The sequence below is a fragment of the Armatimonas sp. genome (assembly GCF_043760365.1).
Taxonomy (GTDB): domain Bacteria; phylum Armatimonadota; class Armatimonadia; order Armatimonadales; family Armatimonadaceae; genus Armatimonas.
Window position 1 is genome coordinate 1 of the sequence record NZ_JAYUPA010000488.1, and the last position, 13,665, is coordinate 13,665.

The window sequence follows — 13,665 nt, forward strand, 5'->3', positions numbered from 1 at the left end:
ACGCCGTTGTTGACACGGGAAAAAAGCTTGATCCCACGGACAACTGGTTCACCGGCAGGCAGATTCTGCTTCCTCCGTCTAAGATCGGCGCTGTCTTAGTGAGTAGTCAGCTACTGACCACCACTCTGACACGCAAAGAAATCGAGGAGAGCCCGACGACAATGTCGGATCGTCCTGTGGCAAAGCAGTCTGAGGAGGGCAACTACAACGCTCTGGGCTGGCCTGTCTCCTGGTATGCACCTGACGAGGAGACAAAGCCCTGGGACCCACACCTGAGAAGCACCAAGGAAGTCACGGGCTACCACGTTCAGTCGCTCGACGGTGAGATTGGGCACGTCGCGGACTTTATAATGGACGACGTCACCTGGACGATTCGCTACTGGGTTATCGCGACCCGGAACTGGTGGCCCGGAAAGAAAGTTCTACTCCTGCCCCAGCGGATCCAGGAGATTTACTGGGACGAGTCCAAAGTCAATGTCTCACTCTTTCGGTCTCAGATCCAGAGTGCCCCCGAGTTCACCGATTCTCTTGAGCTAACGCCGGACTACGAAACGGTGCTCGCGGACTACGATGCAAAGCTCTAAGGCGATAGATGTGGTGGTGCTCGCTAGTGGCATCAACCGCGTCTCACTTTTTGAAGGCTATGTTCCGGGGTACAAGGCACTGATCATGTACCACGGACGCACCTCGATTCAGTACGTTCTCGATGCACTCCAGGGTGTCCCCGCAGTGCGCCGTATCTGTATCGAAGGGCCACGCCAGCTTCTGGAGCAGGAGCTGGCAGGCCGACTCTCGAAAGATCCTCTATTTCCCGAGAAGCCTCTGACGATTATCGAAGGTGGGGTGACGTTTCTGGATAGTCTTATCGTCGGTTTAGAGCACTTTGCCGCTTCCCCTGCTGTCTTGTTTATCACTGCCGACCTACCCCTCGTCACTGCGGCGGCGATTGAGGATTTTCTCTGTGCCTATGCCTATTCGGCCTCGGATCTTGCAATCGCCGTGGTGCCACGCAAGAGCTACACAGGGGCCTACACGCACTTCACGAAGCCATTCAATCGCTACCGGGATATTAGTATTTGTCACGGAAATCTCTTTATTGCAAGCCCCAAGCTCTTACGCAAGCCTGCGCTTAAGGCGAAGATCAATCGCTTCTATGCGGGCCGCAAGAACGCGATCGCAACCACCCTCGCGCTGGGCTGGAAACTAGCGTTTATCTATATGTTTGGTGTGGAGATCTTTCATCGCCTGACACTTACACAGATGGCGCAGGTTGCTTCAAAGCAGCTGGGATTCCAAATCACGCCGCTTCTCATAGAGCACCCTGGCATCTCCATTGACGTAGACGAGCCCGATGACTACGCCTTCGTCCGAGATAGAATTGAGGAGTCATGGGTTTAAAAGTCATGACGCTTAACTTGCTCTATGCAGGCGCAACAAATCCCGCAGGCTCTTGGAGCGTACGCCTGCCACTCGTCGTCTCTGTTCTGCGCTCTGGAGCCGATATTATTACGCTTCAAGAGGCGACTGCCCCTCAGATTCACGACATACAGGCTGCCCTGCCGGACTTTACCGTTGTCATAGGGCCTGAGAGTGGCCCGACGCGCTTGCCTCGTGTATTGCTCCGAGGCACCCGTCAGGGGGAGCACTGTGTGATTCTCTACCGCACGGTACGCTTCGAGGCACTGGAGCTGAGCGCGTTCTGGCTCTCCCACCGTCCGCATATCCCCGGAAGCATCCTCGTGGGCACCTGGCTACCGCGCGTCGTAAACTGGGTTCGCCTCAGAGAAAGAGCAACCCGGAAAATCCTCACGGTCTACAATGCGCATTTAGACTTTCTGCCTTGGGCTCCCCTGCGCTCCGTGCGGATCTTGCGCCAGATGCTGGATCTGTACTGGGATGGTAATCTCCAGCTCCTGATGGGGGACTTCAATGCCTCGCCTCGCTCCAAAGCCTATGCGCACCTAGGCACGCAGCTCAAGCCCGACGCACATCCCTCTTTAATAGATGCCTGGCAGGTGGCAAGTGAGCGTGTGGGGCCGGAGGGCACCTACCACGGCGGAACCGGACGCGTTCGGTGGATGGGAAGGCTAGATCGCATCTTATTTCGTCCCACTCTTTCTGTGGCGCGGGTCGCAACGGTCACACACCACCAGGGCCGTTTCTATCCCTCGGATCACTATCCCGTGCTTGGGGAGTTTGGAGAGTTTGGAGAGCTTGGGGATCACATTGCACCCTAAGCTCTCGTCGCTTATGCAGCGTCTTCTCACCGCCGCCGTGGGCATGCCGATTCTCATCGGAGTCTGTTTATGGGGAGCGCTGCCTTTTGCTGTCTTCACCGTGTTACTCGCTCTGATTGGGCGCTCCGAGCTTCAGCGGGCCTATGCGCAGCGTGAGATCTATCCCAATGTCCTTCTCACGCTTTTGGGAGCTCTCCTACCCGGTGGTGTCTTTCTACTGCGTCCCACACTTGGTGTGAATGGAGGAGGCTTTGTCGCGTCTCTGCCACTCTTGCTCACACTGGCGTGTGTTCTCATTATGGCTAGCCTTTGGGAGACGGCTGTTGCCTCGCACACGAGTAAGATCCACACCGGGAAAAACCTCGCCTACGGGCTGCTCTGCGGAGCCTATATCTCGCTTTTTGGAGGCATCGCGCTCCTGCGTGTTTGCTCCTGGCACGGCCCCGTTGGCGTCCTGCCGAGGCTCGATCATGGAGCGCTCCTGGTTCTGGTCACCGCAGCCTGCACGATGGCAGGCGATAGCGCGGCGTTTTTTGTGGGGCGCAGGTTAGGTAAGCATAAGCTCGCGGAAGGGCTCTCGCAAAAGAAGACCACGGAAGGGCTGCTTGGTGGAATGGCCGCGAGCCTTTTGATCGGGGGCATCACAGGCTCTCTTCTGTTGGGCTCTCTTACCTTTGGTCTTCTTGTCGGAGTGCTCGCCGGGATTTTGGGACCGCTGGGGGATCTCTTTAAGTCCGCGCTCAAGCGGGAGATTGGCATCAAGGACTTTGGCTCGCTGCTGCCTGGCCACGGTGGTATCTTGGATCGCTTCGACAGCCTCCTCTTTACGGCTCCGGTAGTCGTTTTAGTCGTCACGACGTCCGGGCCATGGTATTAAAGCGTCTATTATGGGGATCTTTCTTCTTTCGAACCCCACGTCAGGCGGCTCCAGTCGCAGCCACTCCTGGTTGGATAGTGCCCGAAGACACCTCGGTGAGCAGGTGGGGTGCTGGACTGAGGTCGTCGTGCGGCCTAGTGAGGACATCACGGCGCTGGCGACGGCATTGATTCCCGATGCTGAGCTGATCTTTGTGGCAGGGGGCGATGGAACCGTGCGTGCCGTTGCCCAGGCACTGATAAATACGGAAGTCCCTCTGGCGATCTTGCCAATGGGCACGGTGAATGTCTTGGCGCGGGAGCTGGGTATCTACGCGCTAGACCCTGCGACCACCATTGATATTGGGCTTGGGGCATACACGCGCTGCATTGATGTTGGGGTCTGCAACGATTCCATCTTTCTGCTGATGTGCTCCGGTGGCGTAGATAGCGCCACCGTAAGCCAGGTCAATGCGGACCTCAAGAACGCCGTCGGTGCGACCGCCTATGCCTTTGCCGCCTTTGGTGCGCTCGCCACCTTCACGCCCCCGACGGTTCGTATCACCATAGATGGCGTTATGCTTCCTGAGACCGATATCTTTCTCTTTGCCGTTGGGAATACCTCTCTCTATGGTGGGGATCTAAAGCTACTTCCCGCTGCCAGCCTTGAGGATGGCCTCCTAGACATTGCGATTTTCACGGCTCCCATTTTGCCCGCCAGCGTCCGCAATGCCGCTTTTCTTCCCCAGCTCGCCGATGCCGCACTGGGGAGGCATGCCCAAAGTGACAATATCTGGATCTACCAAGGCAAGGAAATTCGGCTAGAGTCTGACCAACCATTTCTCCTACAGAGTGATGGTGATCTCAGTATAACCACACCGGCCAATTTCACTATCAATTCTCACGCACTGCATATAAAAACTCTTACTGCTTGAGGCTTTTTCACGAATCCCCTTCGATGGCCTGAAAGGCCATCTCTGGGCCGCGCTCCGCGCGAAGCGGGCCGAGCCCGCAGAGAAGGAGACGTATTATTCACTTTTCTAGGGGGGGCTCCACGCGCCGACGCATGAGGAAAGTGCGGACACCTATGGACAACACTAACAAGGCAAGAACCGCCACTGCGATTTGTTTCATGTAAACGGAGGCTTCGGATAGCGAAAGAAAGTAGCCAACTGAGATGTGCGAGGCTACCCAGAGCGCCGCGCCGCTCGCATCGAGCGGCAACCACCGTCGAAAGGGAACACCGCTGATCCCTGCGCTTATAGGAACAAACATTCGCAGATAAGAAATAAAGTGACAGAACATGAGTAACATCGGCTCATTACGCACTCGCTCGCTCATCGCCGTAAGGCCCTTGCCCCACTTCTTTGAAAGGAGCAAGCGAGTGCCTACTTTCTTCCCTATCGTGTAGCTGACCACATCGCCCGATACCGTTCCCAGGAAGCCGGTAAGAACCAACGAGAAAGGAAATCCCTCTCCTTTTTGGGCGAGCGAGCCGCACAGGATAAGAACCACTGCCCCAGGAATAATTGCTCCAAGAAACAGGACGTTCTCCAAAAAGAGAGCGACGAAGACGAACACGTAGCCATACTGAATGAAGTATGTTCGTGCCAGCCCTGACCACTCGTCTAACATGAGGCAACTACTTTTGACGGTTTCAGCCTCGCAACAAGAGATGCGAGCAACTTGACACACTCCACCACAGCGACTGGAAGAAGAGAACAACCGAGAATCACTGTCCAGTCAGAAGCCATTGGGGAAGAGGTATGAAGGATTTTTTGCAGGAGCGGCACGTAGACGGCGGCTCCCTGGAGGATCAGGCACACCAGCACTGCCGCCCACAACCAACCGTTGGTAAACAGGCGGCGGGTGAACACAGACCGGTTCTGGGAGCGTGCGCTGAAGGCGTGGAAAACTTGGGAGAGGGCCAGTGTCATGAAGGCCAAGGTGTTGGCATGGCGCAGGCCCGCGCCCTCGCTTCCGTACCAACGCATTCCTAGCCCGAAGGCGAGGAGGGTCACGCCTGCGAGTAAGAGCCCTTGCCAGGTGATGAGCCAAACGAAGGGCACGGTAAGCAGTGGCTCCTTTGGATCGCGTGGCGCCCGCTTCATAACGCCCGGGGCAGATGGCTCCAGCGCTAAAGCAAAGGCAGGAAAAATATCGGTGATGAGGTTGAGCCACAAGATTTGTAGGGCGACGAGCGGGAGCGGCCAGCCGATCATGAGAGCAAAAAAGACGGTGAGGATTTCGGATAGGTTGCAGGAAAGGAGGTAGTGAAGAAACCGAAGAATGTTGCCGTAGATAACCCTGCCTTGCTCTACCGCTAAGACAATACTGGCGAAGTTATCATCAGTAATGACAATATCAGCGTTCTCTTTGGCAACCTCTGTTCCCTGAATACCCATTGCGATACCGATGTCCGCTTGCTTCAATGCGGGGGCATCGTTTACTCCATCGCCTGTCATGGCGACAACGTGCCCTTGCGCCTGAAACGCTTTCACAATCTGTAGCTTATGCTCGGGGGAGACGCGAGCAAACACAGCCGTATCGGCCACTACACGTTTCCAGCCGTCCGCATCCAAGTCTGCCAGCTCGCGGCCATGAATCGTGCGAAGAGGGTGCCCCTCGAAATCACGATCAATCTCTAGCTGCCGGGCAATTTCAGCCGCCGTTGCCTGTTGGTCGCCCGTGATCATCACACTGCGAATGCCCGCCTCGCGACAGGTGGCAATGGCAGCTCGTGCCTCGTCCCGCAGAGGATCGCGCATCCCAACCAAGCCCACGAAGGTTAACTCCCGCGAAAGCTCGCTCTCGCCATAGCCCTCTGGCAGCTCCCGATACGCAAGACCGAGCACACGCAAGGTTGCCTTAGCCAGCTCTTGGTTCTGCTCTTCCCAGCGCTGACGATCCTCGGGTGTGAGGGGAGTCGTGGGGCTCGTCGCTGAAGCACTTATCTGAGTCGTGCTCGCTTCGAGCAGCGTGCCAGGTGAGCCTTTGAGGAACGCGACGGTCTTGCCTGCTGGCGTGTGGTGCACGGTGATCATTTGCTTACTGGCACTGCTAAAGGGCACTTCACTCAGGCGTGGAAAATCAGCGGCAAGTGCAGCGGAGTTCATTGCTGCCTTCTCCCCCACGATTATCAGTGCCGCCTCCGTGGGGTCACCCAGCACCTTCTCGTGGCCGTCGGTACGCTCCACTTTCGCATCGTTGCACAGCACGCCGATGCGCACGGCTAGCGCAAGCGCCTCGTCTGCTCGCGGGTCTACGGGTTTATCGTCCTTCTGAAAGGCTCCTACAGGCTCGTACCCTATTCCTGTCACGTTGACGCGTTTCTGATCCAGCACATAAACACATACCGTCATCTCGTTCTTGGTGAGGGTCCCGGTCTTGTCGGTACAGATGATAGTAACAGAGCCCAGGGTCTCCACGGCAGGGAGCCGACGGACAAGCGCACGCATCTTTGCCATGCGCTGCATACCCATTGCCAGTGTCATCGTGGTCACGGCGGGTAACCCTTCCGGGACGGCAGCAATGGCAAGCGAGAGACCGATCTCCAGCATGTGCCAGAAGTCGGTGATACCACGGAGCCAGCCCGCCGCTACGATCACGGTACACAGTGCCAGCACCACGACAATGAGGAGATGGCCAAGTCGAGATAGCTTTTGTTCCAGTGGGGTTGCCCGGGTGATAGCTTCATCAATCAGGACACCAATTTTACCCACTTCGGATTGTGCTCCTGTGGCGGTGACCAGTAGCTGTCCACGCCCGGCTGTGATCGTGGTTCCTAGAAAGGCCATGTTCAGACGATCCCCAAGAGCGGCACCCGATTCCTGGAGGGGCTCCGGTGTTTTCGTCACCGCGAGCGACTCACCGGTGAGGGCTGCTTCCTCAATTTGTAGCCGCACACTCTCGATAATACGGCCATCGGCGGGGACACGTGTTCCCTCCGCAAGGATAATGAGATCGCCCGGCACCAGCTCCGATGCGGGAATCTCACTCTGTATGCCGCCTCGAACGACATGCGCGTTCCGCACCGACTGTTTTTGTAGAGCGGTGAGGGCCTGCTCCGCCCGCCACTCGGTAAAGAAGCCGATACCCGCATTGAGGACAATAACAACCAGGATGGTGATTGCCTCAACACGATCGCCCATGAGGAAAGCAATTCCGGTGGCAGCAACGAGCAAGGCGACAATCAGGCTACGAAACTGTGCAAAGAGAATCGCAAATGTCGAACGTCCACGAGCCTGCACCAGAGAATTGGGGCCATACTGTGTCAGTCGCCGCGCTGCCTCGACCTGAGTCAGCCCCTGCGTCGTATCTGTTTGCAGGTGGTTCTTGACCGCATCAATCGTGAGCACATGCCACGTCTGTCCGACGTCTACCACGTGTTCTATTTTCTCGCTCACTTCTTCTCGCTTTCGCTAGGTCAGCACCCGCAGCTGATCTCGGGCATGTCCTCGCTGTGTAGCTCGACGTAGCGCCTGTGCTCCGTGCGCTTGCTCACTCAGGGAAAGTGGCCAGGTAAACGCTTGGTCTACAGTATCGCAATAATCTCGTTCTGGCACAGGTTTCTTTTTCTCTGTCATGTTCCAGGCAGGACAATCTGATGAGCTTGCATCGGGGAGCGTTAGCTGGCAGAAATATTTAGTAAACTGAACAGGGGCGTGGCCTTGGTGAATTGAGTCTTGGTGAATTGCGTGTGGTAACCCAAATCTATCCAATCGTGTGTCGCATATGAAGATAGAGGGTTTCCACTTTTTCCCGTGCCCACGGGGTTTTCCGCAAGAACTTGAGGCTGGAACTGACACTGGGATCGAGCGCGAAGCAGCGCAGGTTAATACGCCCCGCGAGGGCTTCCCACCCAAAATGTTCCACCAGTTCATTCATCATGCGCTCTAGGGTGATGCCGTGAAGCAGGGCATGGGGCGAGGGAGTCTGTGGTGGTGGTGTCATCGTACGCTTCTCCATAGCTACTTATTCAGTTCGCTATTTTGTTCTCGGGGAGGTTGGGAACCAGCTTGGGATTGTACTTTGCGCCCGCCGCCACCTGGATCATCGTGATACGAACGCGAGTCGGGAAGAACTCCTCGGGATCGGTTCGGGTGTGCGTTTTATTGCCATCTTTATCCTTCATCACGAGATCCATCTGCTTGATTCCCTCGCTCCAGATAATAGCGTTATTCTCCCAGAACGATTTCATCGAGACATCTTTTTCGTAGACGCCCTTCTCTGTGTAGCGATCCGTCCCGGTGCAGCCGTAGCCATTGCCCTGGCCGCGATTAGGAATGTAGCAAAGGCTCCACTGGGTGGCCTCGCCGCTCGTTGGCCGCTCTAGTACCTCCGTTCGGATATGGACAGTGCCATTTCGGTAGTCAACGGGACTTGTCCAGTCAAGCGGCCTCTTGGGGTTGACTGCCTTTCCCCGGACGTAGTAGTGCGACTTGCTGGGCGTGGAGCTGTCCGCATCCATTTTAGAAAATGGAAACGTCACATCAAACAGCACAAACTGCTGTACTTTTGAGGTTTCTTGGGCTTGCTGTGCCTGCGCCGAAACCGTCGCGGGGCGCGACAGGCAGATGGTAGCCGTTATGAGTGCGACCGATGCGATAGCCACATGCCACGAACGAATTTTGATCACATTGCCTCCCCGAATTCTAACCCGCACATGAAGAGAGTATACTACAAACATGACGATGAAAACGCTGCCTATCGGAACCAGCTCACTAAACGCTTCCGAGATCTCTCTGGGGTGTATGCGTATTGCCGGGATGGCACCCGCCGCTGTAGATGCTCTGGTGAGCACCGCCTGGGAATCTGGGATCAACTTCTACGACCACGCTGATATCTATGGCGGAGGCAAGAGCGAGGAGGTATTTTCCCAGTCCTTAAAACGACTGGGTTTGGAGCGAAGCCAGCTACTTCTGCAGAGCAAGTGCGGCATTCGTAGCGGGTTCTTTGACTTCTCCAAGCAGCACATTCTCGACTCTGTGGACAAGATTCTCACGCGGCTCGACACAGACTACCTGGACGTTCTGCTGCTCCACCGTCCGGATGCGCTTGTCGAGCCAGAGGAAGTGGCGGAGGCCTTTGACCAGCTCAAGCAAAGTGGCAAGGTGCACTATTTTGGCGTGAGCAACCACAATCCCAGTCAGATCGAGCTGCTTCAGGCCAGCCTTCCGATGAAGCTCGAGGCAAACCAGCTCCAGTTCAGCATTACCAATACGGGCATGGTTGACCATGGATTAAATGTTAATATGGAGATTCCCCGCTCGATAGACCGTGATGGGGGAATTCTGGACTACTGCCGCCTTAAGAAGATCACGGTCCAAGCTTGGTCTCCGTTTCAGCACGGCTTCTTTGAGGGGACTTTCTTAGGCAACCCCAAGTTCCCCAAGCTCAACGAAGTGTTAGACGTGATGGCTGAGAGTTTCAATGTCACCGCGACCACGATGGCAATCGCCTGGATTCTGCGCCACCCGGCGAAGATACAGCCCGTCGTCGGTACCACCAGCCCAGAGCGCGTCAAGCAGGTGGCGCTTGCCTCAGGGGTCGCGCTTACCAGACCACAGTGGTACGAGATCTACCGGGCCGCTGGCAATACGCTCCCCTAAGTGTCTTTGCGCTCTGGTGCTGGAGGCTGTTTTAAGGTGAGGTACGCTAGGATTGATGCCGTGAGCATCAGGCCGGATGCGGTGTAGAGACCGGGCCAGAACGCGCCTCCGTTGCGGGTCTTCAGCTCGCCCATCACAAACGGCCCGATAAATCCTCCCAGGTTTCCTACGGAGTTGATGAAGGCCAGCCCGCCTGCTGCGGCCCCCGCACCCAGCAGGTTGGTTGTCACTGCCCAGTACGAGCCCGCTGCGATCCGCTCGCCCAGTGCTGTTATCGCGAGCGCCACAATCACGCCCGAAGCCGTGGGCATGAAGACACATAGCAAAAAACCTAGGCTCGCAATGGAGTACCCAGCAACCACATGCAGGCGACGGCGGCCGGTTCTATCGGAGTGGTGCGATGCCAGCAGCATGGAGATCGCGCCGACAATTGCGGGGATCACGCCGATGGTGGCCACGAACGAATCTGTCCAGATCCCGCCACTTCGTGCCTTGAGAAGCTGTGGGCCAAAAAATCCGATTGCGTTCCCGGCGGTGGATGTCAGAATGAAAATCAGACAGAGGTGCAGGACGCGCGGATCGGTGAGCGCTTTGCGCCAGCTCAGATGCGGAACGCGGTGCTGGGTCTGGGTGTCGTGCTCCAGCTGATTGGCGAGCCACTGTTTTTCCGGCTCGGTCAGCCAGGGGGCTTTTTGGGGAGTGTCGGGCAGAAAGCGCAGAACGGCTAGGCTCAGCAGAACCGACGGGATCCCCTCGATCAAGAAAAGCCACTGCCAGCCCATCAGCCCATGCCAGCCGTGCAGCTTGAGCAGCAGGCCACCCAGCGGCCCACCAAAAAGCCCCAGGATCGCCGTCAATGCGAGAAAACGGGAGATCACCCGTGCCCGGAGCGCGGCGGGAACCCAGTAGGTCAGATACAGCAAGACCCCCGGATAGAAACCGGCCTCGGCCAGCCCGAGCAGAAAGCGCAGCGAGTAGAAGCTGGCAGGACTCTTGACGAACATCATGCAGGCGGAGATCAGGCCCCAAGTCACCATGATCCGCGCGATCCATTTGCGCGCCCCGACACGCTCCATGATCAGATTAGAAGGCACCTCAAAGAGAAAGTAGCCGATAAAGAAAATCCCCGCCCCCATCCCGTAGACCTTGTCGCTGAAGTGAAGGTCTTTTTGCATGGTGAGGGCGGCAATACTGACATTGCCCCTGTCCAGCAGGCAGAACACATACAGAATTGCCAGAAATGGGATCAGACGCGTCATGATCTTGCCAATAACGGCCTTCTCCAACGCTTTTGAGTCCTCCGAGTTTGCATCAAACATCGTTATTCTTTACTCCTCTTCTCAAACCATGCGGCGAAGTCGGCGCGCATCGCATCGGTCCAGTTGCCATCCACTTCTCCCGACGTGTACTTGCCTTCCCGGATGCGCATTTGTCCCCACTCGTCCTCGCAGCGGATCTTCTCCGAGCGCTCGACCACTTCCTGCACTAAATGCGGCGGGATAAAGACCACGCCTGAGCAAGACCCCAGCACGACATCACCCGGCAACACAGTCGCCTCCCCGATCCGAATCGCTCCGTTCATGCTGTTCAGGGTCACATCGGCGATTCCGGAGGCGTCTACCCCCCGTACAAAAATCGAGATGTCGGGGATCTTTTGGAGGCCCGCCAAGTCGCGGATGCCCCCGTGGATCACCATGCCGGTCTTGGAGCGGTTGGCGATAGCCGTTCCCAGGTTGTCGCCTGCAAACGTTCCCTCTTTTATCTTGCCAAAGAGATCCACTACAATCACATCGCCTTCGACCAGTGTGTCGATCACAAACGAGTTGTGTAGCCCAATACGGCCTTGCTCGGTTCCCCACTCCTGAACCACGGCGTGCAGATCGGGGCGGGTGTGGACATACGATGCCGTGACCGCTCGCCCAACCAGCACGCGCTCCGGGTGGACATTGAGCCAGTTGCCCTCGTACTGGAACTTGTAGCCGTGGCCTTTCATCACGCCCCATGCCTCCTCGACCGTCACCAGTTTCATGCGCCGCAAGAGGTCATCTGGCACACGTGGACGGCCATCTGGGAACCGCTCAAACGGGTTCAGTCGGGTTAAGTGTACGATATCTTCGTAACGATTCAGCCACATTGCTTGTTTTCCTCTTAGCTCCAGAGCCGGTCGGCGGAGCTTTCGTCGTCCCACTCGGGCGTTGGCTCGAAGTAGCGCTCATCCAGCAGGTGCTGGATCGCGACCTCGTCTTTGAGCGTGATGCCCAGCCCCGGCGTATCGGGGACTTTGATAAAGCCGTTCTCGACAATCGGCTTGCTGATGCCCTCCACGAGGTCGTCCCACCAGGGAACATCCACCGAGTGGTTCTCCAGCACCAGAAAGTTCTCCGTGGCCGCCGCGCAGTGAACATTCGCCATGCACGAGACGGGAGTCCCGGCAAAGTGCATCGCCATCGGGATGCCGAACTCCTGCGCCGCATCCCCAATCTTCTTGGTCTCCAGAATCCCTCCGGAGGTCGCGAGATCCGGGTGGATAATGTCCACTGCGCTATGGCGACAGAGCTCGATAAATCCCTCTTTCAAGTAGATGTCCTCGCCGGTGCAGGTCGGAAGCTGGACGGCATCGGTGATGCGTTTCCAGAGAGCCGTGTACTGCCAGGGGATCAGATCCTCTAGCCACGCCAGCTGAAACGGTTCCAGCGCACGGCCCAGGCGGATGCAGGAGCTCACGCCGATATGCCCGAAGTGATCCGCTGCCAGGGGAATCTCCCAGCCGACCAGCCGTCGCACCTCCGCCATGTACTCCACACACTGCGCAATTCCCGCGTCGCTGATCTCCATTCCCGTGAACATGTGCTGGGTGTTGGAGACATCTCGAAGCGTCAGGTGGGGCGGGAGCGGCGGGCTCCCATAGAGCGTTTCGAGAGTTCCTTTTTCGCGGTTTCCTCGGATGAAGTCCATCTTCAGAAACGTGAACCCCTGGTCCATCCGCCGCTTCAGGCGCTGCGCGGTCACTGCCGGGTCGGGGTCGAGATCCGTGTCGGCGTAGACACGGACTTTGTCGCGGAACTTGCCCCCGAGTAGCTGATAGACCGGGACACCGTAGTACTTCCCCACAATATCCCAGAGCGCCATCTCGACCGCGCAGACACCACCAGCCTGCCGCGCATGGTGCCCAAACTGCTTGAGCTTGCGAAAGAGGCGGTCCACATCCAGGGGGTTGTCCCCCAAGAGGCGGCTCTTGAGCATCAGCGCATAGGTTTTACTCGCACCGTCGCGCACCTCGCCCAGACCATACAGCCCCTCTTGATTGGTGTCTATACGAATCAAAGGGCAGGTCATCGGTGCTCTGGTAATAACCGCGACACGCAGGTCCGTGATCTTCAGTGATTTCATTATTATTTCCCTTCGTCAGTGTGCTATGGGGGAGTGGCTTGCCCCTGAAGGACGAAGACACGATGCCCTTTAATGCCGTCGCGCTGGTCGGCAAAGAGCGGGTGCTGCGTGTCGGTGAGGGTGAGTGCGGGGCGCAGGCTGAGGCTGCGTAGCTGGAGCAGGGCGGGTAGGCCACGCATATCGGGCATGTTGGGGAGCGCATTGCTAATGACTGCGTCAAAGGGCGGTGCACTACCCTGGTCTTCATCGCGCCAGAGCTTCCCAATCGCCGCGAAGTCCGCCTTGCTTACCTCAGCCCAGCACCCAATAGCGAAGTTCTGGTCACGGTCATGGACAACGAAGGGCAGCACGCAGCGGATGAAGTGCCGCCTGGCGTCCAAAATACACATGTCCTCGTTGGCCTTGACCCGGTAGCTCCACGCCGTTTTAGGAACCCGCGCCACGTCGTCGGGCCAGCGGAAGATCGGCTCCAGTAGCTCCAGCGGATGCCACTGCCCACAGTCCGCACACTTCTGCATTCCCGTGTAATCGCTCTGGCTACTCATGCTCACAGTATAGCAAATTATTTCAGG

At 57.2% G+C, this 13,665-nt stretch carries 14 protein-coding genes; 6 read left to right on the forward strand and 8 right to left on the reverse strand.

The window, feature by feature from the left end; genetic code table 11:
* The 5 genes from ACH2EH_RS11445 to ACH2EH_RS11465 all read left to right on the forward strand — a co-directional run.
* Positions 1-584 (forward strand): PRC-barrel domain containing protein (locus tag ACH2EH_RS11445; RefSeq protein WP_395141763.1); only part of this gene is annotated, 584 nt, incomplete at its 5' end.
* On the forward strand, positions 571-1,398 hold the full coding sequence (locus ACH2EH_RS11450; RefSeq protein WP_395141765.1) for a nucleotidyltransferase family protein: 828 nt from the start codon (positions 571-573) through the stop codon (positions 1,396-1,398). The genes ACH2EH_RS11445 and ACH2EH_RS11450, both read left to right, overlap by 14 nt.
* Complete coding sequence (locus tag ACH2EH_RS11455; RefSeq protein WP_395141767.1) at positions 1,389-2,237, forward strand: endonuclease/exonuclease/phosphatase family protein; 849 nt, start codon at positions 1,389-1,391, stop codon at positions 2,235-2,237. The genes ACH2EH_RS11450 and ACH2EH_RS11455 overlap by 10 nt, the downstream gene beginning before the upstream one ends.
* Positions 2,215-3,114: a phosphatidate cytidylyltransferase gene (locus ACH2EH_RS11460; RefSeq protein WP_395141769.1), complete on the forward strand. Its 900-nt coding sequence runs from the start codon at positions 2,215-2,217 to the stop codon at positions 3,112-3,114. Before ACH2EH_RS11455 ends, ACH2EH_RS11460 begins: the two co-directional genes overlap by 23 nt.
* Positions 3,115-3,124: 10 nt before the next feature.
* Positions 3,125-4,027 (forward strand): diacylglycerol/lipid kinase family protein, encoded by a 903-nt coding sequence (locus ACH2EH_RS11465; RefSeq protein ID WP_395141770.1) that lies wholly within the window; start codon positions 3,125-3,127, stop codon positions 4,025-4,027.
* A 97-nt stretch (positions 4,028-4,124) separates the two neighbouring features.
* Here the strand turns inward: ACH2EH_RS11465 and ACH2EH_RS11470 are convergent, their stop codons facing one another.
* From ACH2EH_RS11470 to ACH2EH_RS11485, 4 genes are all read right to left on the reverse strand, one after another.
* Complete coding sequence (locus ACH2EH_RS11470; protein ID WP_395141771.1) at positions 4,125-4,727, reverse strand: DedA family protein; 603 nt, start codon at positions 4,725-4,727, stop codon at positions 4,125-4,127.
* The gene (locus tag ACH2EH_RS11475; RefSeq protein WP_395141773.1) at positions 4,721-7,477 is read right to left on the reverse strand and encodes a cation-translocating P-type ATPase; all 2,757 of its coding nucleotides are present in this window, start codon (positions 7,475-7,477) and stop codon (positions 4,721-4,723) included. The genes ACH2EH_RS11470 and ACH2EH_RS11475 overlap by 7 nt, the downstream gene beginning before the upstream one ends.
* Before the next feature lie 328 nt (positions 7,478-7,805).
* Positions 7,806-8,045, reverse strand: a complete 240-nt coding sequence (locus ACH2EH_RS11480; RefSeq protein ID WP_395141775.1) for a VF530 family DNA-binding protein — start codon at positions 8,043-8,045, stop codon at positions 7,806-7,808.
* 25 nt (positions 8,046-8,070) lie between these two features.
* The gene (locus ACH2EH_RS11485) at positions 8,071-8,730 is read right to left on the reverse strand and encodes a hypothetical protein (RefSeq protein ID WP_395141777.1); all 660 of its coding nucleotides are present in this window, start codon (positions 8,728-8,730) and stop codon (positions 8,071-8,073) included.
* A gap of 55 nt (positions 8,731-8,785) precedes the next feature.
* Between ACH2EH_RS11485 and ACH2EH_RS11490 the strand changes: the two genes are divergently transcribed.
* On the forward strand, positions 8,786-9,703 hold the full coding sequence (locus ACH2EH_RS11490) for an aldo/keto reductase family oxidoreductase (RefSeq protein WP_395141787.1): 918 nt from the start codon (positions 8,786-8,788) through the stop codon (positions 9,701-9,703).
* On the opposite strand, the gene ACH2EH_RS11495 is transcribed toward ACH2EH_RS11490, so the two are convergent.
* From ACH2EH_RS11495 to ACH2EH_RS11510, 4 genes are all read right to left on the reverse strand, one after another.
* The gene (locus ACH2EH_RS11495) at positions 9,700-11,022 is read right to left on the reverse strand and encodes an MFS transporter (RefSeq protein WP_395141779.1); all 1,323 of its coding nucleotides are present in this window, start codon (positions 11,020-11,022) and stop codon (positions 9,700-9,702) included. The genes ACH2EH_RS11490 and ACH2EH_RS11495 overlap by 4 nt on opposite strands.
* Positions 11,023-11,024: 2 nt before the next feature.
* Positions 11,025-11,837 (reverse strand): RraA family protein, encoded by an 813-nt coding sequence (locus ACH2EH_RS11500; protein ID WP_395141781.1) that lies wholly within the window; start codon positions 11,835-11,837, stop codon positions 11,025-11,027.
* A 14-nt stretch (positions 11,838-11,851) separates the two neighbouring features.
* Entirely contained in the window at positions 11,852-13,093 is a 1,242-nt protein-coding gene (locus ACH2EH_RS11505; protein WP_395141783.1) for a mandelate racemase/muconate lactonizing enzyme family protein, read from the reverse strand.
* 23 nt (positions 13,094-13,116) lie between these two features.
* The coding region (locus ACH2EH_RS11510) for a DUF2199 domain-containing protein (protein WP_395141785.1) at positions 13,117-13,665 on the reverse strand (549 nt) is incomplete at its 5' end.

Bases quoted from the DNA above. Each gene is read 5' to 3' on its own strand.
- ACH2EH_RS11495 (WP_395141779.1), bottom strand. From the start codon at position 11,022: ATGTTTGATGCAAACTCGGAGGACTCAAAAGCGTTGGAGAAGGCCGTT.
- ACH2EH_RS11470 (WP_395141771.1), bottom strand. From the start codon at position 4,727: ATGTTAGACGAGTGGTCAGGGCTGGCACGAACATACTTCATTCAGTAT.
- ACH2EH_RS11505 (WP_395141783.1), bottom strand. From the start codon at position 13,093: ATGAAATCACTGAAGATCACGGACCTGCGTGTCGCGGTTATTACCAGA.
- ACH2EH_RS11500 (WP_395141781.1), bottom strand. From the start codon at position 11,837: ATGTGGCTGAATCGTTACGAAGATATCGTACACTTAACCCGACTGAAC.
- ACH2EH_RS11450 (WP_395141765.1), top strand. From the start codon at position 571: ATGCAAAGCTCTAAGGCGATAGATGTGGTGGTGCTCGCTAGTGGCATC.
- ACH2EH_RS11480 (WP_395141775.1), bottom strand. From the start codon at position 8,045: ATGACACCACCACCACAGACTCCCTCGCCCCATGCCCTGCTTCACGGC.
- ACH2EH_RS11465 (WP_395141770.1), top strand. From the start codon at position 3,125: ATGGGGATCTTTCTTCTTTCGAACCCCACGTCAGGCGGCTCCAGTCGC.
- ACH2EH_RS11490 (WP_395141787.1), top strand. From the start codon at position 8,786: ATGAAAACGCTGCCTATCGGAACCAGCTCACTAAACGCTTCCGAGATC.
- ACH2EH_RS11455 (WP_395141767.1), top strand. From the start codon at position 1,389: ATGGGTTTAAAAGTCATGACGCTTAACTTGCTCTATGCAGGCGCAACA.